General features: G+C 59.6%; 17 protein-coding genes. 13 read left to right on the plus strand and 4 right to left on the minus strand.

What is annotated here, in order from left to right:
* Nucleotides 1-109 precede the first annotated feature (109 nt).
* The 4 genes from aroL to ppnP all read left to right on the plus strand — a co-directional run bounded on the left by aroL (nucleotide 110) and on the right by ppnP (nucleotide 2152).
* On the plus strand, nucleotides 110-634 hold the full coding sequence (aroL, locus tag SOM48_RS15500; RefSeq protein ID WP_034812317.1) for a shikimate kinase AroL: 525 nt from the start codon (nucleotides 110-112) through the stop codon (nucleotides 632-634).
* 50 nt (nucleotides 635-684) lie between these two features.
* Nucleotides 685-876 carry a protein YaiA gene (yaiA, locus tag SOM48_RS15505; RefSeq protein ID WP_034812321.1) on the plus strand — a complete coding sequence of 64 codons (192 nt, stop codon included), beginning with the start codon at nucleotides 685-687 and terminating at the stop codon, nucleotides 874-876.
* A 224-nt stretch (nucleotides 877-1100) separates the two neighbouring features.
* Nucleotides 1101-1781, plus strand: coding sequence for an AroM family protein (locus SOM48_RS15510; protein ID WP_034812323.1), 681 nt, complete (start codon nucleotides 1101-1103; stop codon nucleotides 1779-1781).
* Nucleotides 1782-1867: 86 nt separating this feature from the next.
* Nucleotides 1868-2152, plus strand: coding sequence for a pyrimidine/purine nucleoside phosphorylase (ppnP, locus tag SOM48_RS15515; RefSeq protein ID WP_054804570.1), 285 nt, complete (start codon nucleotides 1868-1870; stop codon nucleotides 2150-2152).
* A 76-nt stretch (nucleotides 2153-2228) separates the two neighbouring features.
* On the opposite strand, the gene rdgC is transcribed toward ppnP, so the two are convergent.
* A complete protein-coding gene (gene rdgC / locus SOM48_RS15520; RefSeq protein ID WP_023478948.1) occupies nucleotides 2229-3140 on the minus strand; it encodes a recombination-associated protein RdgC in 912 nt (303 codons plus the stop codon).
* Between the two features lie 99 nt (nucleotides 3141-3239).
* Here rdgC and mak point away from each other — a divergent pair, with 99 nt between their 5' ends.
* On the plus strand, nucleotides 3240-4148 hold the full coding sequence (mak, locus tag SOM48_RS15525; RefSeq protein ID WP_094419482.1) for a fructokinase: 909 nt from the start codon (nucleotides 3240-3242) through the stop codon (nucleotides 4146-4148).
* Between the two features lie 616 nt (nucleotides 4149-4764).
* Here the strand turns inward: mak and sbcC are convergent.
* Nucleotides 4765-7905, minus strand: coding sequence for an exonuclease subunit SbcC (gene sbcC / locus SOM48_RS15530; RefSeq protein ID WP_320512282.1), 3141 nt, complete (start codon nucleotides 7903-7905; stop codon nucleotides 4765-4767).
* Nucleotides 7902-9104 carry an exonuclease subunit SbcD gene (gene sbcD / locus SOM48_RS15535; RefSeq protein ID WP_320512283.1) on the minus strand — a complete coding sequence of 401 codons (1203 nt, stop codon included), beginning with the start codon at nucleotides 9102-9104 and terminating at the stop codon, nucleotides 7902-7904. The genes sbcC and sbcD overlap by 4 nt, the downstream gene beginning before the upstream one ends.
* A 197-nt stretch (nucleotides 9105-9301) precedes the next feature.
* Between sbcD and phoB the strand changes: the two genes are divergently transcribed.
* The 7 genes from phoB (at nucleotide 9302) to SOM48_RS15570 (ending at nucleotide 20763) form a co-directional block, all read left to right on the plus strand.
* Nucleotides 9302-9991: a phosphate response regulator transcription factor PhoB gene (gene phoB, locus SOM48_RS15540; RefSeq protein ID WP_023481914.1), complete on the plus strand. Its 690-nt coding sequence runs from the start codon at nucleotides 9302-9304 to the stop codon at nucleotides 9989-9991.
* A gap of 21 nt (nucleotides 9992-10012) precedes the next feature.
* Complete coding sequence (phoR, locus tag SOM48_RS15545) at nucleotides 10013-11311, plus strand: phosphate regulon sensor histidine kinase PhoR (RefSeq protein ID WP_139965539.1); 1299 nt, start codon at nucleotides 10013-10015, stop codon at nucleotides 11309-11311.
* 407 nt (nucleotides 11312-11718) lie between these two features.
* Nucleotides 11719-13038 carry a branched-chain amino acid transporter carrier protein BrnQ gene (brnQ, locus tag SOM48_RS15550; protein WP_054804601.1) on the plus strand — a complete coding sequence of 440 codons (1320 nt, stop codon included), beginning with the start codon at nucleotides 11719-11721 and terminating at the stop codon, nucleotides 13036-13038.
* An 85-nt stretch (nucleotides 13039-13123) separates the two neighbouring features.
* Nucleotides 13124-14473, plus strand: coding sequence for a proline-specific permease ProY (proY, locus tag SOM48_RS15555; protein WP_094419484.1), 1350 nt, complete (start codon nucleotides 13124-13126; stop codon nucleotides 14471-14473).
* Nucleotides 14474-14817: 344 nt separating this feature from the next.
* Nucleotides 14818-16635 (plus strand): maltodextrin glucosidase, encoded by a 1818-nt coding sequence (gene malZ, locus SOM48_RS15560; protein ID WP_320512284.1) that lies wholly within the window; start codon nucleotides 14818-14820, stop codon nucleotides 16633-16635.
* A 55-nt stretch (nucleotides 16636-16690) separates the two neighbouring features.
* Nucleotides 16691-19399 (plus strand): DUF2339 domain-containing protein, encoded by a 2709-nt coding sequence (locus SOM48_RS15565; protein ID WP_320512285.1) that lies wholly within the window; start codon nucleotides 16691-16693, stop codon nucleotides 19397-19399.
* Nucleotides 19396-20763, plus strand: coding sequence for a DUF3999 domain-containing protein (locus tag SOM48_RS15570; protein ID WP_320512286.1), 1368 nt, complete (start codon nucleotides 19396-19398; stop codon nucleotides 20761-20763). The genes SOM48_RS15565 and SOM48_RS15570 overlap by 4 nt, the downstream gene beginning before the upstream one ends.
* A gap of 237 nt (nucleotides 20764-21000) precedes the next feature.
* Here the strand turns inward: SOM48_RS15570 and acpH are convergent, their stop codons facing one another.
* The gene (gene acpH / locus SOM48_RS15575) at nucleotides 21001-21582 is read right to left on the minus strand and encodes an ACP phosphodiesterase (protein WP_128483529.1); all 582 of its coding nucleotides are present in this window, start codon (nucleotides 21580-21582) and stop codon (nucleotides 21001-21003) included.
* A gap of 93 nt (nucleotides 21583-21675) precedes the next feature.
* On the opposite strand from acpH, the gene queA reads away from it, so the two are divergent.
* Nucleotides 21676-22740 carry a tRNA preQ1(34) S-adenosylmethionine ribosyltransferase-isomerase QueA gene (queA, locus tag SOM48_RS15580; RefSeq protein ID WP_320512287.1) on the plus strand — a complete coding sequence of 355 codons (1065 nt, stop codon included), beginning with the start codon at nucleotides 21676-21678 and terminating at the stop codon, nucleotides 22738-22740.
* Nucleotides 22741-22835: the final 95 nt, after the last annotated feature.

Below are 22835 nucleotides of genomic sequence, written 5' to 3' on the forward strand. Positions count from 1 at the left end.
ATTGGGAGTGTGTAACGTTACTCTTACGCAGCACGCGCCGTTGGTTTAGTGCTATCATCGCCATCTTATTGTTGTCCCCCAACCGGGGGCCTGGAGGAACAACCTGCTCATGACGCTACCCATCTTTCTCATCGGCGCACGCGGCTGCGGTAAAACCACTGTTGGCCGGGCGCTGGCGCTGTCACAGGGCTTCCAGTTTATCGATACCGATAGCTGGTTGCAGGAAGAGGCGCAACAGACCGTTGCGCAAATCGTAGAGCAGGAGGGGTGGGCCGGTTTTCGTGCCCGCGAAACGGCAGCGCTTGAAGCCGTGACCGAACCCGCTCTGGTCGTCGCCACCGGCGGCGGCATTATTCTCAGCGACTATAACCGCCGTTTTATGCGCGAGCACGGGCGCGTGATTTACCTCTGCGCGCCGGTCGATGTGCTGGCAGGGCGGCTGGAAGCCTTTCCGCAAGAGGGGCTGCGCCCGACGCTGACCGGCAAGCCGATCAGCGAAGAGGTGAGCGAAGTGCTCGCCACCCGCGATGCGCTTTACCGCGATGCGGCACACTTTGTGGTGGATGCCGCGCAGCCGCCGCTGGCGGTGGTGGCAGAAATTGAGGCGGCTTTACGGCTGGCGCGCGCCAGTTAGCGAAACGTTTGACTATACTTATCTCTCTAACCACAAAAGGAGAATAAGCTATGCCGACTAAACCGCCCTATCCGCGTGAAGCCCGTGTTGTAGCTGTTGAGAAGGGACCCAGCGACGCGACTGTCACCTGGTATGAACTGCGCGCGGATCATCCGAAGCCGGACTCATTGATCAGCGAACACCCCTCGGAGCAGGAAGCGCTGGATGCGAAAAAGCGTTACGAGGATCCCGATAAAAGCTAACCCGGCGATCCCGCCAGTATGATTTCCTGAACCTTTCAGAAAGTCGCTTGCATCACATTTTTTGACTGGCTTAATGCCAGTCACTGTTTATATTCATTATTACTGGAATTTATTAGAACACAGGAGTGGCACATTCTCTTTACACGGCGGCGGTGATCCATCCTCCGTCGGTTGTTGTGTAGAGAATCATAACTAAAAGCAGTTTTGAAAGGCGGTAAGCAAAGATGAGTGCGACGTTGGCGATCCTCACCATAGGTGTGGTGCCGGTAAAAGAGATCCTGCCGCTTCTGGCAGAGCATGTTTCAGAAGATCAAATCACCCATGTCAGCCTGCTGGGGAAGATGGACCCGGCACAAGTTCGTATCGATTATTGCGTTGATCCCGGCGAGACCGCCATCCCGACACGTCTGAGCGATGACAGCCTCGGCATGGTTTCGCGCCAGAAGGTGGAGCGCGATCTGCAAAGCGTGATCGAAGTGCTCGATAACCAGGGGACCTATGACGTCATTCTGCTGATGAGCACCGCCGATATCCGCGGCTTAAACGCGCGAAATGCCATTCTGATTGAACCGCAGCGCATCATTCCCCCGCTGGTTGCCTCGATTGTTGATGGTCACCAGGTCGGCGTGATTGTGCCGGTACCTGAACTGATGGCACCGCAGAAGAAGAAGTGGCAGGTGCTGGAAAAAGAGCCGCTGTATGAGCTCTGTCACCCCTACCAGGCGAGCGAGACAGAGCTGATTGATGCCGGAAGAGCGCTGCTGGAACGCGGTGCCGATGTACTGATGCTCGACTGTCTTGGCTTCCATCAGCTGCATCGCGATCTGCTGCAAAAAGCGCTGGATGTCCCTGTTTTACTCTCCAATGTGCTGGTGGCACGCCTGGCCTCAGAACTGCTGGTATAGCCGCAGAACGGCGCAATTTCGCGTGACATCACTTAAGCCCGGCCTCTATAGTGGTTTTCCAGTCATTTCTCTATAAGGGCCTGTTTATGCTTCAAAGTAATGAATACTTTTCCGGTAAAGTGAAGTCCATTGGGTTTACCAGCAGCAGCACCGGCCGCGCCAGCGTCGGCGTGATGATGGAAGGGGAGTACACCTTCTCCACCGCGCAGCCGGAAGAGATGACGGTGGTCAGCGGCGCGCTGAACGTGCTGTTGCCAGGCGAAACCGAATGGAAAACGCATGCCGCCGGCGAAGTGTTCAATGTCCCGGGTCACAGCGAATTCCATCTGCAGGTCGCCGAGCCGAGTGCCTATCTCTGCCGCTATCTGTAACGCTTGCGCCTTCCGGCGACAAAAAAGCCCGGTAGCGCTGCGCTGACCGGGCCTGTGAAAGTGAGTCGCTAAATCGTTAGCGCTGGGCTTCGCCGCCCAGGCCTTCCACCAGATTTTGAATCAGTGCTGCCAGCTCGCCGGTCATCAGAATAAAATCGGCATCGAAACGCTGGGCATAATCTTCCCGGTCGATATCTTCATTCTGATCGCGCAGCTCATCGCTGAACTTCAGGCGTTTTACCGAGCCATCATCACAGATCATAAACTGGATGCGCTGCTGCCAGTCGAGGGCCAGCTTGGTCACCACTTTGCCGGCTTCAATGTGCACGGCGATTTCGTCACTCACCAGATCCTGCTTTTTCGCGCGGATCACGCCGCCATCTTCCAGCATCGCTTTCAGCTCGGCTTCGTCCAGCAACTGGAACCCTTGCGCGACGGTGCCGGAGCGTACCCACTCGGTCAGCGTCAGCTCAATCGGGTTTTCCATCGTCAGCGGTACGACCGGGAGAGAGCCGAGGCTTTTACGCAGCAGCGCCAGCGTATCTTCCGCTTTTTTTGCGCTGGCGCAGTCGACCATAATCAGGCCGTTGACGGTGTCGATCCACATCATCGTCTGGCTGTAGCGGCTGAAGGCGCGCGGCAGCAGCGAGTGCAGCACTTCATCTTTCAGCGCATCTTTTTCGGTTTTTTTCAGTTTGCGCGCCTGCTCGGCTTCAAGGCGGGCGATTTTCGCTTCCAGCGCCTGTTTCACCACCGGCGTCGGCAGGATTTTCTCTTCTTTGCGCGCGCAGATAATAATCTGACCGTTGTTGGTGTGGGTCAGCGCTTCGCTGTGTGAGCCCATCGGTGGAACCCAACCGGTTTTCGCCATATCCTGACTACCGCATGGCGTAAACGAGAGCGGGGCGAGCTGTTTTTCCATCTCTTCCGCACGGAGCGCCACATCGCGGCTGAGACGGTATACCATTAAATTTTTGAACCACAGCATGATTTTTTCCACGGCCTTGTCGTTAAATGCAGCGGGCATAATAGCGAATTGTCGCCGCGCTTGCATTGCTAATGCGTGGTCCACTACGAGGAGTTTGATGTGCGTATCGGTATCGATTTGGGTGGTACAAAGACAGAGATTATTGCGCTGGACGAGAGCGGCGAGACGCTGTTCCGCCATCGGCAGCCGACGCCGCGCGACTATCAGCAGACCATTGAGCTTATCGCTTCGCTGGTCGACTTAGCGGAAAAAGAGACCGGCCAGCGCGGCACGGTTGGCATGGGTATTCCGGGCTCTATCTCGCCCTATACCGGGGTGGTGAAGAACGCCAACTCCACGTGGCTCAACGGTAAACCCTTTGATAAAGATTTAAGCCAGCGCCTTAATCGTGAAGTGCGCCTTGCGAACGATGCCAACTGCCTGGCGGTGTCGGAAGCGGTCGACGGCGCGGCAGCGGGCGCGCAGACGGTGTTTGCGGTGATTATCGGCACCGGCTGCGGCTCCGGCATTGCGCTCAATGGCCATTCGCATATCGGCGCTAACGGTACGGCGGGTGAGTGGGGGCACAATCCGCTGCCGTGGATGGATGAGGATGAGCTACGTTACCGTAATGAAGTGCCCTGCTATTGCGGTAAGCAGGGGTGCATTGAGACCTTTATCTCCGGCACCGGGTTTGGCACCGATTACCAGCGACTGAGCGGCCAGGCGTTGAAGGGCAACGAGATTATTCGCCTGGTGAACGAGCAGGACGCGGTTGCCGAGCTGGCGCTGAGCCGTTATGAGATGCGGCTGGCGAAGTCGCTGGCGCATGTGGTGAATATCCTCGATCCCGATGTAATCGTGCTGGGCGGCGGGATGAGTAATGTCGATCGTCTGTACCAGACGGTACCGGGTTTGATGCAGAAGTGGGTTTTTGGCGGCGAGTGTGAAACGCCAATCCGCAAAGCGTTGCACGGGGATTCCAGCGGCGTGCGCGGCGCGGCATGGCTCTGGCCGCAGGGGGAATAATGCGCCCATTGATCCGCTGAAACGGAGTAGGCCGGATAAGCGTTTACGCGCCATCCGGCATTATTACCGCGGCACCATTGCCGGATGGCGGCTCCGCCTTATCCGGCCTACGGTAACCAGGCCGCTGAAACCGCGTAGGCCGGATAAGCGTTTACGCGCCATCCGGCATTATCACCACGGCATCGATTGCCGGATGGCGGCTTCGCCTTATCCGGCCTACAAAAACGCGCCTACAGCTGCATCGATGCTTTTTTTAGCTCAAATTTCACAGCGAGGGGTTGTGTCCCCGCTGAAATCGGCGAACCGAAGCGTGAATGACAAGGTCTGGACGCCATGGATGGCGGACAGAGGCGAACCGAGACAGGGAGCGAGTCCCGAAACGGGCGAGCAAGTCGAGTCGAGCCGGCCGCAGTCAGGCACGCGGGAGGTGAGCGCAGTGCGCAGCACCGATTTCCTCGCGGGGCCGCGGGGATTGACAAGGGGAGCGCGGCCGCTTCCCTTGTCCCGTTCACCGCATAAGAGATTAATGAAACTCCCGAACGCCTGGTGAACGGAACCATTCCACCAGTGCAACATGCCGCACCCATTGCCGGATGGCGGCTACGCCTTATCCGGTCTACTGCACCGCATACTTCCCATCCAGCTTGCTGTAGCCAAGCCCGTTTATCTTCTTCACCTTAATCTGCACCGGAATTCGCTCCTTCATCGCCTCGACGTGGCTTATCACGCCGATGGTTTTGCCGGTGGCATTTAACGCATCGAGCGCATCCAGTGCCGTATCCAGCGTTTCACTATCCAGCGTGCCGAAGCCCTCATCGAGGAACAGCGAATCAATACGCGTTTTGTGGCTCACCAGGTCAGAGAGCGCCAGCGCCAGCGCAAGGCTCACCAGGAAGCTTTCGCCGCCGGAGAGCGTGCGGGTATCGCGCACCGCATCCGCCTGCCAGGTATCGACCACCTCCAGCTCCAGCGCGTCGCTCACTTTGCGTTTGAGCAGATAGCGCCCGTGCAGGCGGGTCAGCTGGTTATTTGCCAGCCAGACCAGGTTATCCAGCGTCAGTCCCTGGGCGAACTTACGGAACTTATCCCCCTCTTTGGAGCCAATCAGCGCATTGAGATGGCCCCAGTCATCGCAGCGGGCGGTGGCATGCTCAATCTGCTGTAGCACCGTCTGCTGGCGTTTGCGGTTATCCGTATCCTGTTTCAGCTGCTGGCGCACTTCGCCCTGGCCGGTGGTGTTCTCGCGCAGCTGTCGTGCAAGCTGCTCCAGCGCAGGTGCGGTGCTCTCCACGCTGGCATCCGCCGCAAGACCGGCGGGGCGCTGCTGCTGATGGTCAGTGAGCGCCTGCTCTGCGCTTGCCGCCAGCGCCTGTTTCTGCTGGCAATCACTCTCCAGCGTCTGGCGCAGCTGCGCAAGGCGTTGATGTTCGCCATCATCAAGCAGGGCGCGGAGGAAGGCGTCGCGATCGTCAAAAATGCTCGCCGCCAGCGCATCGTTAAATGCCTGCTCAGATTGACGCTCGCTCTCCGCCACCTGCGCCAGTTGCTGATGCAGGGTTTGCCACTGGCTTTGCAGCGCCAGGCAGGCATCGTGCACTTTGCGCCACCCCTCCAGCGCCACGCGTGCTTCGCCAACGGCGATATCGTCTTCGGGCAGGGTGTCGAGGATTGGCGCCAACTGCGCCAGCTGCTCCTGCAACGCGGTCAGCTGCTGCTGATGCGCCTGCCACTGCTGCGCTTCATCGACGCGCGCGGCCAGCCACGACGCTTCGTCATCTTCGGCGGGCAGCGCCAGGTCGAGTGCTGCAAGGGTGGCGGCCAGGCTTTCGCGGCGGCGCTCAACCGCCTGCTGATACTGCTCGCTCTGCTGGCGCAGCTCATTGATCTGCTGTTGCAGCGTGAGGCGCTGATTGAGCAGATAAAGCTGATGTTCGTAGGCATCCTGCGCGCTTTGCCAGCTGTTGAGATCGCGCTGCGGCTCAAGGGTAACGTTCAGCGCGGCGCAGGCCTTTGCCCACGCCTCAAGCCAGCTGCGCTCCTCTTCCTCGAGCAGTTTCGCTTCGCGCTCATCTTTCTCGTAACGCTCGGCGAGGCCTTTTAGCCGCTCACCGAGCGCCACGCCCGCCTCCTTCATCGTGCGCACTTCCAGATCGAGAGCATTAAAGCGCGTCTGGTTTACGCCCGGCTCGATAGCCTGATAGTGGGCGACCGCCGGATGCTCCGTTGCGCCACACAGCGGGCAGGGGTGGCCAGGCTGGAGGCGCGCGCGCTCGCTTTCGAGATCCTTAATCCGGCTCTCCAGCTCGCAAATGGTGCGCACCTCGCTCAGTAACTGATTCTTCTCTTTATAGAGCTCGCGTTTGCGCGCCAGCTCGGCGGTCAGTTTCTCCTGCTCCGCTTTCAGATCCAGCAGGCTCTGCTGGCGCTGGCTCAACTGCTTGCGCAGCGGCGCGTAGCGGGCGTGCAGGGCGGTAAGCTGCTGGCGCAGCGGGCGGTTCTGCGCGCAGAGCGCCATCGCCGCCGCCGTCTCCTCAAGGCTCATCTCAAGGGTGGAGAGTGGCAACGTGCGCAGGCGCTCCTGCTGACTCTGCACCCGCTGCTGCGCCGCGAGCCACTGCTTTTTCTCCTCCGCCAGCTGGCTGAAGAGCGCTCGCCAGCCGGTTAATTCACTCTGCCAGCGCTGGAAGCGGGCATGCTCGTTTAACCACGTCTCCAGGGGTTGCCGCGACGCAAGCAGCGAGGCTTGCTGCTGCGCGGCGCTGGCGCGTATCTGCGCGCGCTGTAACAGGCTGGCCTGTAAGCGAGTATTCACTTCCTCGCTCTGCGTGCGGGTACGCGTCAGGGTTTTACGCTGCTCTTCAAGCCGCTCCCACAGCGGGCGAAGCTGCTGCGCCGGTTGCGCCAGTTCAAGAGCCGCAAGCTGCGGCCTGGCGTCATTACGCGCCTGCAGCGCCTGCGCCAGCGTCGCTTTCGCCCGCCCGCGCGCCGCTTGTAGCTCCGCTTCGCGGCTGAGCCACTGCGCCTGCGCCTGCGCACTGCGCTGGGCGCTCAGCAGCGTCTGCTCTTCGTCAGTCAGTACTTGCAAACGTTGCTCAAGCTGCGCTCGCTGCTCGGTATCCAGCAGTACGACGCCCTCGGCCTGCGCGCGCAGCTGTTCCAGCTCGCCTTTGGCGCTTTTATGCTTCTCAAACACCATCGCCGAAATCTGCCCGTAGATCTCGGTGCCGGTCAACTCCTCGAGCAGTTCGGCGCGCTCGCGCGGTTTGGCATTGAGGAATGCGGCGAACTGCCCCTGCGAGAGCAGCATGGAGCGGGTGAAACGACCATAATCCAGCCCGGTGAGGGAGGCGGTGAGATCGAGCTTATCTTTGACCTTATCGGCGAGGATCTTCCCCGTTTCGCAGAGCGCCAGCTCGACGCGCGGGGCCTGCAAATTGCCATCCGCCAGCCCGCGGGCGCGCGTCTGGCTCCAGAAGGCGCGATAGGCCACCCCTTTGACTTCAAACTCCACCTCCGCCAGACACTCGGCGGTATCGCGGGTCATCAGGTCGTTTTGCGACTGTGACAGGGTGCTGAGGCGCGGCGTTTCGTGATAGAGAGCGAGGCAGATGGCATCCAGCAGGGTGGTTTTCCCGGCCCCGGTGGCACCGGTAATGGCGAACAGCCCGTTGCTGGCGAAGGGCTCTTCGGTAAAGTCGATTTTCCACTCGCCTTTCAACGAGTTGATATTTTTCAGCCGTAAACTGAGGATCTTCATGCGTCGTTCTCCTCATCCAGTGCCTGGCGGGTCTCGCTGAACAGCGTATGTAAGCGCGCACTCTGCATCGCGTCGAGCTCCTCCTGCGCCAGCCTGCGGTCAAAAACCTCTTCCACTTTTAACTCGCTCAATGTTTCACGCAGCTCACCGGCGAGCAGACGGTCGCGCAGTTCGCGGCTGCGGCGCACCAGCAGCACTTCGACCGGCAGATCTTCCGTCACCTGCTGGATTTTGCGCTGCATATCGACCAGATAATCGCTGCTGACAATCTCAATATCGAGCCACACTGGCGGCGTGCTGGGCGCATCGCGCCACTGCTCAAGCTGACGGCAGATATCGGCAAACTCGCCCTTAATCACCGCCAGCGGCTGAGTGGCGGGCACGTCAAGCGTGGTCACCTCTGCCAGCTTGCCGTCAGCAAATGTCACCAGATTGACGCCTTTACTTTTTCCGGTCTCATCAAAGCTGAGGGGAATCGGCGAGCCGCAGTAGCGAATATGCTCCGTGCCGCCGATTTTCTGCGCGCGATGGATATGGCCGAGCGCGATGTAATCCGCCGGGGGAAAGTTTTGTGCAGGGAAAGCATCCAGCGTGCCGATATAAATATCACGCACCGCGTCACTTTTACTGGCGCCGACGGTAGTCAAATGGCCGCTGGCGATAATCGGTAACGGCTTATCGCCGCGCAGGTCGCAGGCGGCCTGATACTGCTGCTGGTAGTAGTCGGTGATGGCTGCCAGCAGGTGCTGCTGTTTTTGCTGCCCGGACATCCCCGCCTGGCTGACGGTAATGTCGCGCGGGCGCAGAAAGGGCACCGGGCAGAAGACCGCGCCGGGTTCGCCGTCGCGGCGATAGAGTAGAAACGGCGCAACGCCTGCGCTGGCAACCACGGTGGTGTTGAGATAAGCGAGGATCTCTTTTGATTCATTGAGGGTCGCCACAGAGTCATGGTTGCCTGCCAGCACGATTAGCTGGCAGCCGGTGCGCTGCAAATTGACCACAAAGCGGTTATAGAGTTCGCGGGCGTAACTTGGTGGCGATCCGGTATCGAAAATGTCGCCCGCCACCACGATAGCGTCGACCTGCTGCTGCTCGGCCGTGGTTAACAGCCAGTCCAGAAAAGCGCTGTGCTCGGCGGCGCGGCTTTTGCTGTAAAAGTTTTGGCCGAGATGCCAGTCCGATGTGTGAAGAATGCGCATAGTGGTCCCGTGGCAAAAAAGCATAACGGCGATTATAAACATTAAGCGGGTCAGGGACATCGCCTGGCGCAAATTTGCGTTGTCACAATCGCGCGGGCTGGGTCATATAGCGGTCATGTTATTCATAAATCTGTCATAAAACTGACGCATAATGGCGACGCTATTTATACTGCAGACTAATTAATACAGGGCGAATGATGGCGAGACGAATTCTGGTCGTGGAAGACGAAGCACCGATCCGTGAAATGGTGTGCTTTGTGCTCGAACAAAATGGTTTTCAGCCGGTTGAAGCTGAAGATTTTGACAGCGCGGTAAACCAGCTTAATGAACCCTGGCCGGATCTGGTGCTGCTGGACTGGATGTTACCCGGCGGGTCCGGCATTCAATTTATCAAGCACCTGAAGCGCGAAGCGATGACCCGCGATATTCCGGTGATGATGCTCACCGCGCGCGGTGAAGAGGAAGATCGCGTTCGTGGCCTTGAGACGGGCGCTGATGACTACATCACCAAGCCCTTCTCGCCGAAAGAGCTGGTGGCGCGCATTAAAGCCGTGATGCGCCGCATTTCGCCAATGGCGGTGGAAGAGGTGATTGAGATGCAGGGCTTAAGCCTTGATCCCTCCTCCCATCGCGTTATGACCGGCGAAAACCCCCTCGATATGGGCCCCACCGAATTTAAACTCTTACACTTCTTTATGACTCACCCGGAGCGCGTTTACAGCCGCGAACAGCTGCTGAACCACGTCTGGGGCACCAATGTCTATGTTGAAGACAGAACCGTAGACGTGCATATTCGTCGTCTGCGTAAAGCGCTGGAAGGGAGTGGACACGACCGGATGGTGCAGACGGTACGCGGCACGGGATATCGTTTTTCGACCCGTTTCTGAAATTTGACAGGAGTGTGACGCGTGCTGGAAAGGCTGTCATGGAAAAGGCTGGTGCTGGAGCTCCTCCTTTGTTGTATCCCCGCCTTTATTCTGGGCGCGATGTTCGGCTATCTGCCGTGGTTTTTGCTGGCGGCAGTGACCGGGCTTCTGATCTGGCACTTCTGGAATCTGCTGCGTCTCTCCTGGTGGCTATGGGTCGATAAAAGCATGACGCCGCCGCCCGGCACCGGCAGCTGGGAGCCGCTGCTCTACGGCCTGCACCAGATGCAGATGCGCAATAAAAAGCGCCGCCGCGAGTTGGGCAACCTGATCAAACGCTTTCGCAGCGGCGCCGAGTCGCTGCCGGATGCGGTGGTATTGACCACGGAAGAGGGGATGATCTTCTGGTGTAACGGCCTTGCGCAACAGCTGCTGGGGCTGCGCTGGCCCGATGATAACGGGCAGAACATCCTCAACCTGCTGCGCTACCCCGAATTTACCCAATACCTGAAAAGCCAGTCCTTCAGCAAACCGCTCAATCTGGTGCTTAACAACGGTCGCCACCTGGAGATCCGCGTAATGCCCTACAGCGAACAACAACTGCTGATGGTGGCGCGTGATGTCACGCAGATGCACCAGCTGGAAGGGGCCAGACGCAACTTCTTCGCTAACGTCAGCCATGAGCTGCGCACACCGCTGACGGTGTTGCAGGGCTACCTTGAGATGATGCAGGAGCAGACGCTGGAAGGCGCGCCGCGTGAAAAAGCGTTACACACCATGCGCGAGCAAACCTCGCGGATGGAGGGGCTGGTGCGCCAGCTTCTGACCCTGTCAAAAATCGAAGCGGCGCCGACGCACGGCGCAAACGAAGTGATTGATGTGCCGATGATGCTGCGCGTGGTGGAGCGGGAAGCGCAAACCCTCAGCCAGCAGAAACAGAGCTTTAGCTTTGAAATCGACAGCCAGTTGAAAGTTCTGGGCAGTGAAGAGCAACTGCGCAGCGCCATCTCAAACCTGGTCTACAACGCGGTGAATCACACCCCCGCCGGGACGCACATTATCGTGCGCTGGCAGCCGGTGGCGCACGGCGCTGAGTTCAGCGTTGAGGATAATGGGCCGGGGATCGCCGCCGAGCATATTCCACGCCTCACCGAGCGTTTCTACCGCGTGGATAAAGCGCGCTCGCGCCAGACCGGCGGTAGCGGGCTTGGGCTGGCGATAGTCAAACATGCGGTTAATCACCACGACAGCCGCCTTGATATCAGCAGCACGCCGGGCAAAGGGACGCGTTTTAGCTTTGTCCTGCCGGAACGCCTGATTGCCAAAAACGCCCACCTATAACCACCTTGTCAGCTTATCTTTCCGGCGGCTCGTGACGGCGAGCCGCTCTGCCTCGCCTCATCCCGCGCCTGCAACGTAGTTTGTACGGTTGTTGCTTTTTTGTTCGCACGATCAGCCACGTGTTTTTCTGATAAATAGAGTTTTTCACTGGCTGGATTCTACTGTTTAGTATAACTATCTGGTTTTGCGATCCCGACTTGCCTTCAAACGTTATAAGCGTTTAAATTGCGCCCCATGCATTGTCAGACCGACTGTGTTTGCGTGGTAAACCGAAAAACTATTCTTCGCCACGCAGTGCATTAAGCATTTCCCGCTGATTTAACGCGTTAATGATGCGTTATTGTCCGGTGCGGAGAGGCTAATTATTCAACATATTTACGACACCACATCCACAGGCAGTAAACATTATGACCCATCACTTAAAACCGCGTGACATCATCGCGCTGGGCTTTATGACCTTCGCACTGTTTGTTGGTGCAGGTAACATTATTTTTCCTCCCATGGTCGGCTTACAGGCGGGTGAATTCGTCTGGACGGCGGCGCTGGGCTTCCTGATTACTGCAGTAGGCCTGCCGGTGCTAACGGTAGTTGCGCTGGCGAAAGTGGGCGGCGGTATTGATAGCCTTAGCACCCCGATTGGCAAAGTCGCCGGCGTGCTGCTGGCAACGGTCTGCTATCTGGCCGTGGGGCCGCTGTTCGCCACGCCGCGTACCGCAACCGTTTCGTTTGAAGTGGGCATCGCGCCGCTGACCGGCGACGGCTCTATGGCGCTGCTGATCTACAGCCTGGTCTACTTTGCGCTGGTGATCCTGGTCTCTCTCTATCCGGGCAAACTGCTTGATACCGTTGGCAATTTTCTCGCACCGCTGAAAATCATCGCCCTGACGATTCTGGCAATCGCCGCGCTTGTGTGGCCAGCCGGCCCGATCAGCCACGCGCTGGAAGCCTACCAGACCGCGCCGTTCTCTAACGGTTTCGTCAATGGCTACCTGACGATGGACACCCTCGGCGCGATGGTCTTCGGGATTGTTATCGTTAATGCCGCCCGTTCGCGCGGCGTAACCGAAGCGCGTCTGTTGACCCGCTACACCGTCTGGGCGGGCCTGATGGCCGGTGTTGGCCTGACGCTGCTCTACCTGGCGCTCTTCCGCCTCGGCTCCGACAGCGCGACGCTGGTCGATCAGTCTGTTAACGGCGCGGCGATTCTGCATGCCTACGTCCAGCACACCTTTGGTGGTGCGGGCAGCTTCCTGCTGGCGGCGCTGATCTTCATCGCCTGCCTGGTGACGGCGGTTGGCCTGACCTGCGCCTGCGCAGAGTTCTTCGCCCAGTACCTGCCGCTCTCTTATCGTGCGCTGGTCTTTATCCTCGGCATCTTCTCAATGGCGGTCTCAAACCTCGGTCTGAGCCACCTGATCCAGATTTCGATTCCGGTGCTGACCATGATCTATCCGCCGTGTATCGTGCTGGTGGTCTTGAGCTTTACCCGCTCTTTCTGGCATTGTTCCACCCGCGTAATTGCGCCGACCATGTTTATCAGCCTGCTTTTTGGTATCCTTGACGGCGTGAAAGCCTCCGCGTTTGCTGAGCACCTTCCGCTCTGGACACAGCGCTTACCGCTGGCGGAGCAGGGCCTGGCCTGGCTGTTGCCGAGCCTGGTGATGGTGGTTCTGGCCGCTATCTGGGATCGCGCGGCGGGACGTCAGGTGACTTCCAGCGCGCATTAACAGCAGCAAGCACGGTTTGTTGAACCACGGGGTAGCGCACTCCGTGGTTTTTTATTTTTTGTGATGAATAACGGCAGTGGAAACGATGGAAAGTACGAATAAGCTGAAGCGTGGGCTAAGCACCCGCCACATTCGCTTTATGGCGCTGGGTTCAGCGATCGGCACCGGGCTGTTTTACGGCTCCGCGGACGCCATCAAAATGGCCGGGCCCAGCGTGTTGCTGGCCTACATTATCGGCGGGGTCGCGGCGTATATCATTATGCGTGCGCTGGGCGAGATGTCCGTGCACAACCCCTCCGCCAGCTCCTTCTCACGCTATGCGCAGGAAAACCTCGGCCCGCTGGCCGGTTATATCACTGGCTGGACCTACTGCTTTGAAATTCTGATTGTCGCCATCGCCGACGTCACCGCCTTCGGCATCTATATGGGCGTCTGGTTCCCGACGGTGCCGCACTGGATCTGGGTGTTGAGCGTGGTGCTGCTGATCTGCGCTATCAACCTGATGAGCGTAAAAGTCTTCGGCGAGCTGGAGTTCTGGTTCTCCTTCTTTAAAGTCGCCACCATTATCATCATGATCGCCGCCGGTTTCGGCATCATCATCTGGGGTATCGGCAACGGCGGGCAGCCGACCGGCATCAGCAATCTCTGGAGCCACGGTGGCTTCTTCAGTAACGGCTGGCTGGGCACGGTAATGGCGCTGCAAATGGTGATGTTCGCCTACGGCGGCATCGAAATCATCGGTATCACCGCCGGTGAAGCGGAAGAGCCGGAGAAGTCGATTCCGCGCGCCATCAACTCGGTGCCGATGCGTATTCTGGTGTTTTATGTCGGCACGCTGTTCGTGATTATGTCGATCTACCCGTGGAACCAGGTGGGCACCAACGGTAGCCCGTTTGTGCTGACCTTCCAGCATATGGGCATCACCTTTGCCGCCAGCATCCTGAACTTTGTCGTGCTGACCGCTTCCCTGTCGGCGATCAACAGCGATGTGTTTGGTGTCGGGCGTATGCTGCACGGCATGGCGGAGCAGGGCAGTGCGCCGAAAATGTTCGCCAAAACCTCCCGCCGCGGCATTCCGTGGGTAACGGTGCTGGTGATGACGCTGGCGCTGCTGATGGCGGTCTATCTCAACTACATCATGCCGGAGAATGTCTTCCTGGTGATTGCCTCGCTGGCGACCTTCGCGACGGTATGGGTGTGGATTATGATCCTGCTGTCGCAGATTGGTTTCCGCCGTCGCCTCTCGGTGGATGAAGTGAAAGCGCTGAAGTTTAAAGTGCCGGGCGGCGTGGCGACTACCGTTGCCGGGCTGATCTTCCTGGTGTTTATCATCGCGCTGATTGGCTGGCACCCGGAAACCCGCATTTCGCTCTATGTCGGCTTTGCATGGATTGTACTGCTGCTGATTGGCTGGGCGTTTAAGCGCCGGACGTAATCTCCGGTAGCGTCGTTTTCCTTCGTAGGCCGGGTAAGGCGCAGCCGCCACCCGGCGCTGTGCCTGATGGCGCTACGCTTATCAGGCCTACGATCTCTGCGCATTTAAACGCTGACGTAAATTCTCTGGCGTTATTGTTTCGCCCTTGTAGGCCGGGTAAGGCGTAGCCGCCACCCGGCGCTGTGCCTGATGGCGCTGCGCTTATCAGGCCTACGATTTCTCCCCCATTTTTTCCGTCTTATCTCTGCGCCCCGTCTCTCAACCCCTTAAAAAATTTGAAAGAAGGAGGCGTGCCGGGCCGAACGTTGGCTACAGTGATCCTGATTACGTAAAGGGGATCGTTGATGTTGAATGCATGGCACCTGCCCGTCGCGCCGTTTGTCAAAGCGCACCAGCAGCAATTAATCATTAACCTCTGGCTGCGCGGCACGGATTTACCGTCGCGCGTCACGCTGCGAATTGAGATCGATAACGAAGAGACGCCGGTTGCAATGCACCGCGCGCGCAACACCGCCAATAATGGCGTCACCCTCTGGCGCGCCGCCATTGATATCAGCAACGGCCAGCCGCGCCGCCGCTACAGTTTTAAGCTGCTGTGGGACGATCGCCAGCTCTGGTTTACCCCGCAGGGCTTTAGCCGCTTCCCGCCCGCCAGGCTTGAGCAGTTTGCCATCGATGCGCCCGATGAAGGCCCGACGTGGGTCGCCGATCAGGTCTTCTACCAAATCTTCCCGGATCGCTTTGCCCGTAGCGAAGCACGCACCGCACAGCAGGACCAGCGTTACTGGCACCATGCCGCAGGGCGCGAAATTCGTTTTTGTGACTGGGATGAGCCGCTTACCGGCGAGGCGGGCGGGTCGACCTTTTACGGCGGCGATCTGGACGGTATCAGCGAAAAGCTGCCGTACCTGAAAAAGCTCGGCGTCACCGCGCTCTACCTCAACCCGGTGTTTGTCGCGCCCAGCGTGCATAAATATGACACCGAAGATTACCGCCACGTCGACCCGCAGTTTGGCGGCGACGAGGCGCTGCTGCGTCTGCGCCATAACACCCAGGAGAACGGCATACGCCTGATCCTCGACGGCGTCTTTAACCACACCGGCGACTCCCATGCCTGGTTTGACCGCCATAACCGCGCCACCGGCGGGGCCTGCCATAACCCCGATTCGCGCTGGCGCAGTTGGTACAACTTTGATGAGAATGGCTACGCCCATGACTGGCTGGGCTACGCCAGCCTGCCGAAACTCGACTACCGCTCTTCGTCGCTGATTGAGGAGATCTATCAGGGTGAGGAGAGCATTGTGCGCCACTGGCTGAAAGCGCCGTGGAATATGGACGGCTGGCGGCTTGACGTGGTGCATATGCTGGGTGAAAACGGCGGGGCGCGAAATAACCTGCATCATGTAAGCGGCATCACCCGGGCGGCGAAAGAGACCCAGCCGCAGGCCTATGTAGTGGGCGAACACTTTGGTGACGCGCGCCAGTGGCTGCAGGCGGATGCGGAAGATGCGGCGATGAACTACCGCGGCTTTACGCTGCCGGTGTGGGCGTTTCTCGCCAATACCGATATCTCCCTCGATCCGCAGAGTATCGATGCCCAGACCTGCGCCGCGTGGATGGATAACTACCGCGCTGCGCTTTCGCATCAGCAGCAGCTACGGATGTTTAACCAGCTCGATAGCCACGATACGCCGCGCTTCAAAACCATTCTTGGCAAGGATATCGCCCGCCTGCCGCTGGCGGTGGTGTGGCTCTTCTGCTGGCCCGGTACGCCGTGCATCTACTACGGTGATGAAGTGGGGCTGGATGGCGCGAACGATCCCTTCTGCCGCAAGCCCTTCCCGTGGGATAAAACGCAGCAGGATAGCCACCTGCTGGCGCTCTACCAGCGGATGACGAAGCTGCGCGCCCGCAGCCAGGCGCTGCGTCACGGTGGCTGTCTGGTGGTCTATGCCCGGCAGGATGTGCTGGTTTTTCTGCGCGTTTATCGCCAGCAGCGGGTGCTGATTGCCATCAACCGTGGCGAGGCGTGTGACGTAGTGCTGGAAGATTCACCGCTGCTGCAAGCGAAACAGTGGCGGCTTCTGGAAGGTACAGGTAACCTACAGGACGGCGTGCTGACGCTTTCAGCTATCAGCGCTTCTGTCTGGTCTGCCTCCTGAGCCTGCGTGCGGGGAGGCGGGCGTAACGTCTCCCCTTTAGCGAAGGCGAAAGTACATGGATGGTCTTCTGATATTCGGTGTCATCGTGCTGATTCTGGCGCTGGTCGTGGTGCCGATAATGGCGATTGTCGCCTGGCGGCGCAGCCTTGCCACGCAGGTCGAACTGCAACTGCTGCGCCAGCGCGTCAGCATACTCGAACAACGGGCAATTGTGCCTGCGGCAAGCGAGGAGCCGGCCGTTGAGCCGATAAACGAGCCGGTAAGCGCAGCGCCTGAGGTGCCACCGCCACCGCCACCTCCTGAGCCGCAGCCGATTGCGGCAAGCGAAATCACCCCTGCACAGCCGCAACCCGCACCCAATGTCTGGGGACGCAAAGTCGCGACGGCAGAGCCGACGCCTGCACCTGTGGTGCGCGAACGTGAAGAGGCGAAAGCATCGGATGGCGAATCCTGGGGCGTGGTTACCGCGCTGGTGCGCTGGTTTATGCAAGGCAACCCGTTGGCGAAACTTGGCGTGGTGCTGCTCTTTATCGGTCTCTCTTTCCTGCTGCGTTACAGCGTCGAATATGCGCTCTTCCCGCTGGAGTTACGGCTTGTCGCCGTGGCGGTTGTCGCGCTGGTGCTGCTGGTTCTCGGCTGGCGATTGCGGCATAAACAGACGGTCTTTGCCCTTATTCTGCAGGGCGGGGCGGTCGGCGCACTCTATCTCACGGTGTTTGGCGCGTTTCGCCTCTGGCAGATGCTGCCGATGACGCTCGCCTTTGCGCTGCTGATTGTGATCTGCGCCGCGAGCGTCGGGCTTGCGGTGCTGCAACGCGCGCTGAGCCTGGCGCTGCTGGCAAGCCTCGGCGGCTATCTCGCGCCGATCCTGCTCTCAACCGGCGGCGGGAGCCATATCGCGCTCTTCTCGTTCTATCTTCTGCTCTCCGTCGGTATTCTCGCCATCAGCGTATGGCAGCACTGGCGCGAGCTGAATATCCTCGGCATGTTCTTCACTTTTGGCGTGGCCGCCCTGTGGGGCATTGCCAGCTATCGCCCGGAAGATTACCTCAGCTGCCAGCTCTTCCTGATCGCTAATCTGCTGATTTTCGGCGTCTTCAGCGTCGGCCTTTCCCTGCGCGCCCAGCGCCGGGGCGAACGCATTATTGACGGTGTGCTGCTGTTTGCACCGCCGCTGGCGGGTTTTGGCATGCAGTACGCCATGACCCAGCACTGGACCTACGGCCCGGCGTTCAGCGCCCTTGGGTTTGGTCTCTTCTACCTGACGCTGGCCGCCGTTGCCCTTAAACGCTTCCCGGCTGCCGGTAAACCGCTGGTGCTCGCCGCGCTGGCGCTGGGCGGCGCGTTCGCTACGCTCGCTATTCCGCTGGCATTGTCCGCGCGCTGGACGGCGATGGCCTGGTCACTTGAGGGGCTGGGCGTGCTGTGGCTCGGTGTGCAGCAACAGCAGCGCCGCATGAGCTACAGCGGCACTGCATTGTTACTGCTGGCGCTCTTTAGTGCGCTGTGGGCCGCCGCTGACGGCATCAATGCGCTCTCGACGCTGATGATCTTTGCCGTACTCAGCGCAAGCTGGCTGATTGGCGCGTGGCTGTGGCGCACTCTTCGCCGCGAGGGGAGCCGGCTGCTGCTGGCGGGCGGTATCCTCTTCTGGATTGTCGCACTGGCGGGCGCGGCAGAGCTGATACTGCCGCAGTCGATGCAGGTGGGCTTTGGTCTGCTGCTACTGGTGGCGCTCTCTGTATGGCTATGGCGTGCAGGCAGCCTGCGTTTTGCCTGGCCGGAGCTTGGGCTTGCCCAGTGGTTACTGTGGCCAGCGATGGCGCTGTTAATCGGCGAGCGTCTGGTTGCTCAGGGGCACCTGCTGGCCTCTGGCTGGCAAAACCTGGTCTGGTGCGTGGCGCTGCCTTCCGCGCTATTACTGCTGCGTAAAGCGGGCAGCGCGCTGTTACCGCGCCTGTCGCAAGGGCTGCACATCTCCCTTTTCTGGCTACTGTTGATCGCGGCTGGTAGCGAGTTGTGGTGGTTTGTAGACGCGCTGCCGTGGGGTAACGCGCCGTGGCGCTGGGGGCTGCCGATGGCGGCGGGCGGCGCGGTGATTATGCTGACGCTGGCGGCGGTGCGCCGTAATCTGTGGCCGTTCCGCGTCTGGCCTGCGCTTTATGGCGCGCAGGCGCTGGCACCGCTGGTGCCGCTGCTCATCATCGCCTTGCTGTTTGCCAACCTGAACGACGGCAAGGTGATGGGCATGCCGTACCTGCCGCTGCTCAATCCGATGGAAGAGGGCGCGGCGTTCGCGCTGCTCGGCGTGTGGCTCTATACCCAGTTCGCCTGGAAACACTATCCCCATTTCGCGCCCGATCTCTGGAGCGCCCGCCCGTGGGCGCTCGCTGCGCTGGCTTTCTGGTGGCTGAATGGCATCCTGCTGCGCGCGCTCTCCTGTTATGGCGAGGTGACGTGGAGTGCGGAAAGCCTGTGGGCGTCGCGGCTTATCCAGACGACGTTTGCTCTCTTCTGGATGCTGATTGCGCTGGTGGTGATGATCCGCGCGACGCGTCGGCAGGCCCGCCAGCAGTGGCTGGTTGGTGGAGGGTTACTGGGCGTTGTGCTGTTGAAACTGATGCTGGTCGACAGCGCGGGCGGCGGCGGGCTGGCGCGCGCCATCGCCTTTATCGGCGTCGCGGTGCTGGTGCTGATTGTGGGCTATTTTTCACCCCTGCCGCCCAAAGCGGCGCGGGCAGAGAACGAGGGAGAAGGACAATGAAAAGGCTGTACGGATTACTGTTAAGTACGCTGCTTTGCACCCCGGCGGGCGCTGCAGATCTCCCTGAAAAACCGCAGGATTATGCCCGTGGCGTAATGCTGGATGTGCCGCAGCCCTCCTCATGGTATCGCGTCGATCTGCCCCAGGAGGTCTATGCCCATAGCGCATGGCCAGATCTGCGCGATGTGCGGGTGTTTAACCAGGACGGTGAGCGGGTACCGTTCGCTCTTGAAACGCAAAGTACCAAAACCACGACTCCTGAAGCGGTGCCGCTGCGCGTCTTTCCGCTGGATGCGTCGCCCGCAGGCGGCGCGGCACAGGAGGAGAATGTTGTGCGCCTCCAGGCGCCGTCCGGGGTAGAGATCCGTATTGAAGGTGACGCCTCAAAACCGGTCGGGAAGAGCTATTTGTTGGTGCTGCCTTCTACTCTGCCCAACACGTTTACTCTTGGCGAGATCAAACTCGGCTGGCAGGAAAACGGCCAGAACTGGCGCAGCAAAGTCTCCGTCCTGGTGAGCCGCGATATGCGCAGCTGGGATACGTTGCAGGATGATGCTCCGGTGATGGCGCTGGCGAGCGGGAACGACAAGCTCAGGCTCGATCGTATACAGCTCCCGAAAATGCAGTTACCCGATGGCAGCCATTATCTGCTGCTGGTGTTTGATACGCCAAACCTGCCGGTCACCATCTCCGAGGCGACAGCCATGCCTGGCCACCAGCCTGCACCGCTAGAGAAAATGGAGATGACCGGCAACGGGCGGCAGATTTCACCGACCGAGGCGCAATATCAATGGCCGCAGCCACAGCCGTTCCGCTCACTCTCGGTTGGCTTTAACGACGATGCGGTGTTGCCGGCAGAGATTGCCATTCGCCGCACAGCTACCTCACCGTGGCAGCCGCTGACCAAAACCGTGCTCTGGCAACGTAACGGGCAGCGATCCGCACCGGTGGAACTGGCGGGCGAGACGGTACAGGCGGTGCGCATCACCACGCTGGACGCGCGATTGCCTGATACGCTTCCTGAGGTCTCCGGCAGCCGCGATCGGCTGGCGCTGGTGTTTAACGCCCAGGGGAAAGGGCCGTTTATGCTGGCGTGGGGAAATAAAGCGGCACAGCCTGCCGCCGTCACGCCGGATACGCTGATCCCGCCGGATCTGCGTAAGCAGCTCGATCCCGCGTCGATTCCTGATGCGTTTGTGGGAGAAAACGTCAAGCTGGGTGGAGAGGCGCGCATGACGGCGACCTCCGTCACCGAACAGCAGGGGATGTGGAAAACGTTGCTGGTGTGGGGGGCTTTAGTGCTGGGCGTCGCGGTGCTGGCGTGGATGGCGATCCGCATCTGGCGCGAAGCGCAGAGCCGCTAAGGTGTGACACCGATAAAGTGCCGGATGGCGCTGCGCTTATCCGGCCTACAAAACCTGCGTTGCACCATCTTGTAGGCCGGATAAGGCGTAAGCCGCCATCCGGCAATGCAGACCGCACTTAACCCGTAGGCCGGATAAGGCGCGAGCCGCCATCCGGCGATGCAGATCGCACCCAACCCGTAGGCCGGATAAGACGTAAGCCGCCATCCGGCAATGCCATGCCAAACGTGACGATGTTTACAACGTCCCCGCCTGCGCCTGCGCCATCATGCGTGGGTAAAACGTCCAGAACTGCGTTTCCAGCGCGTGATAATTGGCATCAAGATCCAGCCATGAGTCACGCAACGCCTCCAGCCGCGGACGGCGGCTCGCCATGCCGTTGAGCACATTCTGGATAAACGCCATTTCGCCGTAGCGCTCCATCCAGCGCTCCGACCATAAGTAATTGTTCAGATTGATAAAACGCGGCGGCGAATCGGGCAGAATAGTTGCCACCTGCGAATGGGCGTAGCGGATAAAATCCACCAGTTCGATATCGGGCGAAACCTTTGCCCAGTGGCGCGAGAGGAAGTGGTCCCACATCACATCAAGCGTAATCGGTGCAACCCGCCGGGTTTCGGGGCGAAACCACTCGCGGGCGACCTTCACCTCCGGCAGATTGTCGGTCAGCACATCAATACGGCGATGCATATGGATCCCCGCCACTACCTCCGGTGCATAGAGGTTTTCCGGGTTGCCGCGAACAAAATCCGCCAGCAGGTTACCGGCAAGGGAGCTGTTCGCCAGGTGGGCAAGGTGCAGGTGTGCTAAAAAATTCATCTCTATTATTTATCCAAAAGCGGCTAACGGTTGCAGCGAAGGGGCGTGGGCACTAGACTACCCGCCTCTTATTTTATGTCTCGAGTCAGTGTCATGCGCGTTACCGATTTCTCCTTTGAGTTACCCGAATCCCTGATTGCCCACTATCCACAGCCTGAGCGCAGCAGCTGTCGCTTACTGTCGCTGGATGGCCCAACAGGCGCGCTGACGCACGGTACTTTCACCGATCTGCTCGATAAGCTCAACCCGGGCGACCTGCTGGTGTTCAACAACACCCGCGTTATTCCGGCGCGTCTGTTCGGGCGTAAAGCCAGCGGCGGCAAGATTGAAGTGCTGGTTGAGCGCATGCTCGACGATAAACGTATTCTGGCACATATTCGCGCCTCAAAAGCGCCGAAGCCGGGTGCCGAGCTGCTGCTGGGCGACGCGGAAGATATTCAGGCTACCATGGTCGCCCGCCACGACGCGCTGTTTGAAGTGGAATTCCACGATGAGCGCCCGGTGCTCGATATTCTCAACACCATCGGCCATATGCCGCTGCCGCCCTATATCGATCGCCCGGATGAAGACGCCGACCGCGAACTCTATCAAACGGTCTATAGCCAGAAGCCTGGTGCCGTTGCCGCGCCGACCGCAGGCCTGCACTTTGATGAGCCGCTGCTTGAGCGCCTGCGCAAGAAAGGCATTGAAATGGCTTTTGTCACGCTGCACGTCGGTGCCGGCACCTTCCAGCCGGTGCGCGTTGATAGCATCGAAGATCACATCATGCACTCCGAATATGCCGAAGTGCCGCAAGAGGTGGTTGATGCGGTGCTGGCGGCAAAAGCGCGCGGCAACCGCGTCGTGGCAGTCGGCACGACCTCCGTGCGATCGCTTGAGAGCGCCGCACAGGCGGCAAAAGCGGATCTGATCGAACCCTTCTTCGGCGACACGCAAATCTTTATCTATCCGGGCTATCAATACAAAGTGATTGATGCGCTGGTGACCAACTTCCACCTGCCGGAATCGACGCTGATCATGCTGGTCTCTGCGTTTGCCGGGTATCAACACACCATGAATGCGTACCGCGCCGCAGTTGCTGAAAAATATCGCTTTTTTAGTTACGGGGACGCGATGTTTATCACGTACAATCCGCAGGCGATTTTAGAGCGCCCTTAACAGGGCTATTTTACGTGCCCTTCTGGACCCGGGCAGTGCCCGCGTCCAGAGTGGCTGCGCCAATAACGCCTTGCGTGCGGATTGGTCAATTCGAG

It is taken from the genome of Kosakonia sp. CFBP8986 (assembly GCF_034044935.1).
GTDB classification, from domain to species: Bacteria; Pseudomonadota; Gammaproteobacteria; order Enterobacterales; family Enterobacteriaceae; genus Kosakonia; species Kosakonia cowanii.

Excerpts from the sequence above, each read along its gene's own strand:
- aroL (WP_034812317.1), top strand. The coding sequence starts at position 110 with ATGACGCTACCCATCTTTCTCATCGGCGCACGCGGCTGCGGTAAAACC.
- yaiA (WP_034812321.1), top strand. The coding sequence starts at position 685 with ATGCCGACTAAACCGCCCTATCCGCGTGAAGCCCGTGTTGTAGCTGTT.
- SOM48_RS15510 (WP_034812323.1), top strand. The coding sequence starts at position 1,101 with ATGAGTGCGACGTTGGCGATCCTCACCATAGGTGTGGTGCCGGTAAAA.
- ppnP (WP_054804570.1), top strand. The coding sequence starts at position 1,868 with ATGCTTCAAAGTAATGAATACTTTTCCGGTAAAGTGAAGTCCATTGGG.
- rdgC (WP_023478948.1), bottom strand. The coding sequence starts at position 3,140 with ATGCTGTGGTTCAAAAATTTAATGGTATACCGTCTCAGCCGCGATGTG.
- sbcC (WP_320512282.1), bottom strand. The coding sequence starts at position 7,905 with ATGAAGATCCTCAGTTTACGGCTGAAAAATATCAACTCGTTGAAAGGC.
- sbcD (WP_320512283.1), bottom strand. The coding sequence starts at position 9,104 with ATGCGCATTCTTCACACATCGGACTGGCATCTCGGCCAAAACTTTTAC.
- phoB (WP_023481914.1), top strand. The coding sequence starts at position 9,302 with ATGGCGAGACGAATTCTGGTCGTGGAAGACGAAGCACCGATCCGTGAA.
- brnQ (WP_054804601.1), top strand. The coding sequence starts at position 11,719 with ATGACCCATCACTTAAAACCGCGTGACATCATCGCGCTGGGCTTTATG.
- proY (WP_094419484.1), top strand. The coding sequence starts at position 13,124 with ATGGAAAGTACGAATAAGCTGAAGCGTGGGCTAAGCACCCGCCACATT.
- malZ (WP_320512284.1), top strand. The coding sequence starts at position 14,818 with ATGTTGAATGCATGGCACCTGCCCGTCGCGCCGTTTGTCAAAGCGCAC.
- SOM48_RS15565 (WP_320512285.1), top strand. The coding sequence starts at position 16,691 with ATGGATGGTCTTCTGATATTCGGTGTCATCGTGCTGATTCTGGCGCTG.
- SOM48_RS15570 (WP_320512286.1), top strand. The coding sequence starts at position 19,396 with ATGAAAAGGCTGTACGGATTACTGTTAAGTACGCTGCTTTGCACCCCG.
- acpH (WP_128483529.1), bottom strand. The coding sequence starts at position 21,582 with ATGAATTTTTTAGCACACCTGCACCTTGCCCACCTGGCGAACAGCTCC.
- queA (WP_320512287.1), top strand. The coding sequence starts at position 21,676 with ATGCGCGTTACCGATTTCTCCTTTGAGTTACCCGAATCCCTGATTGCC.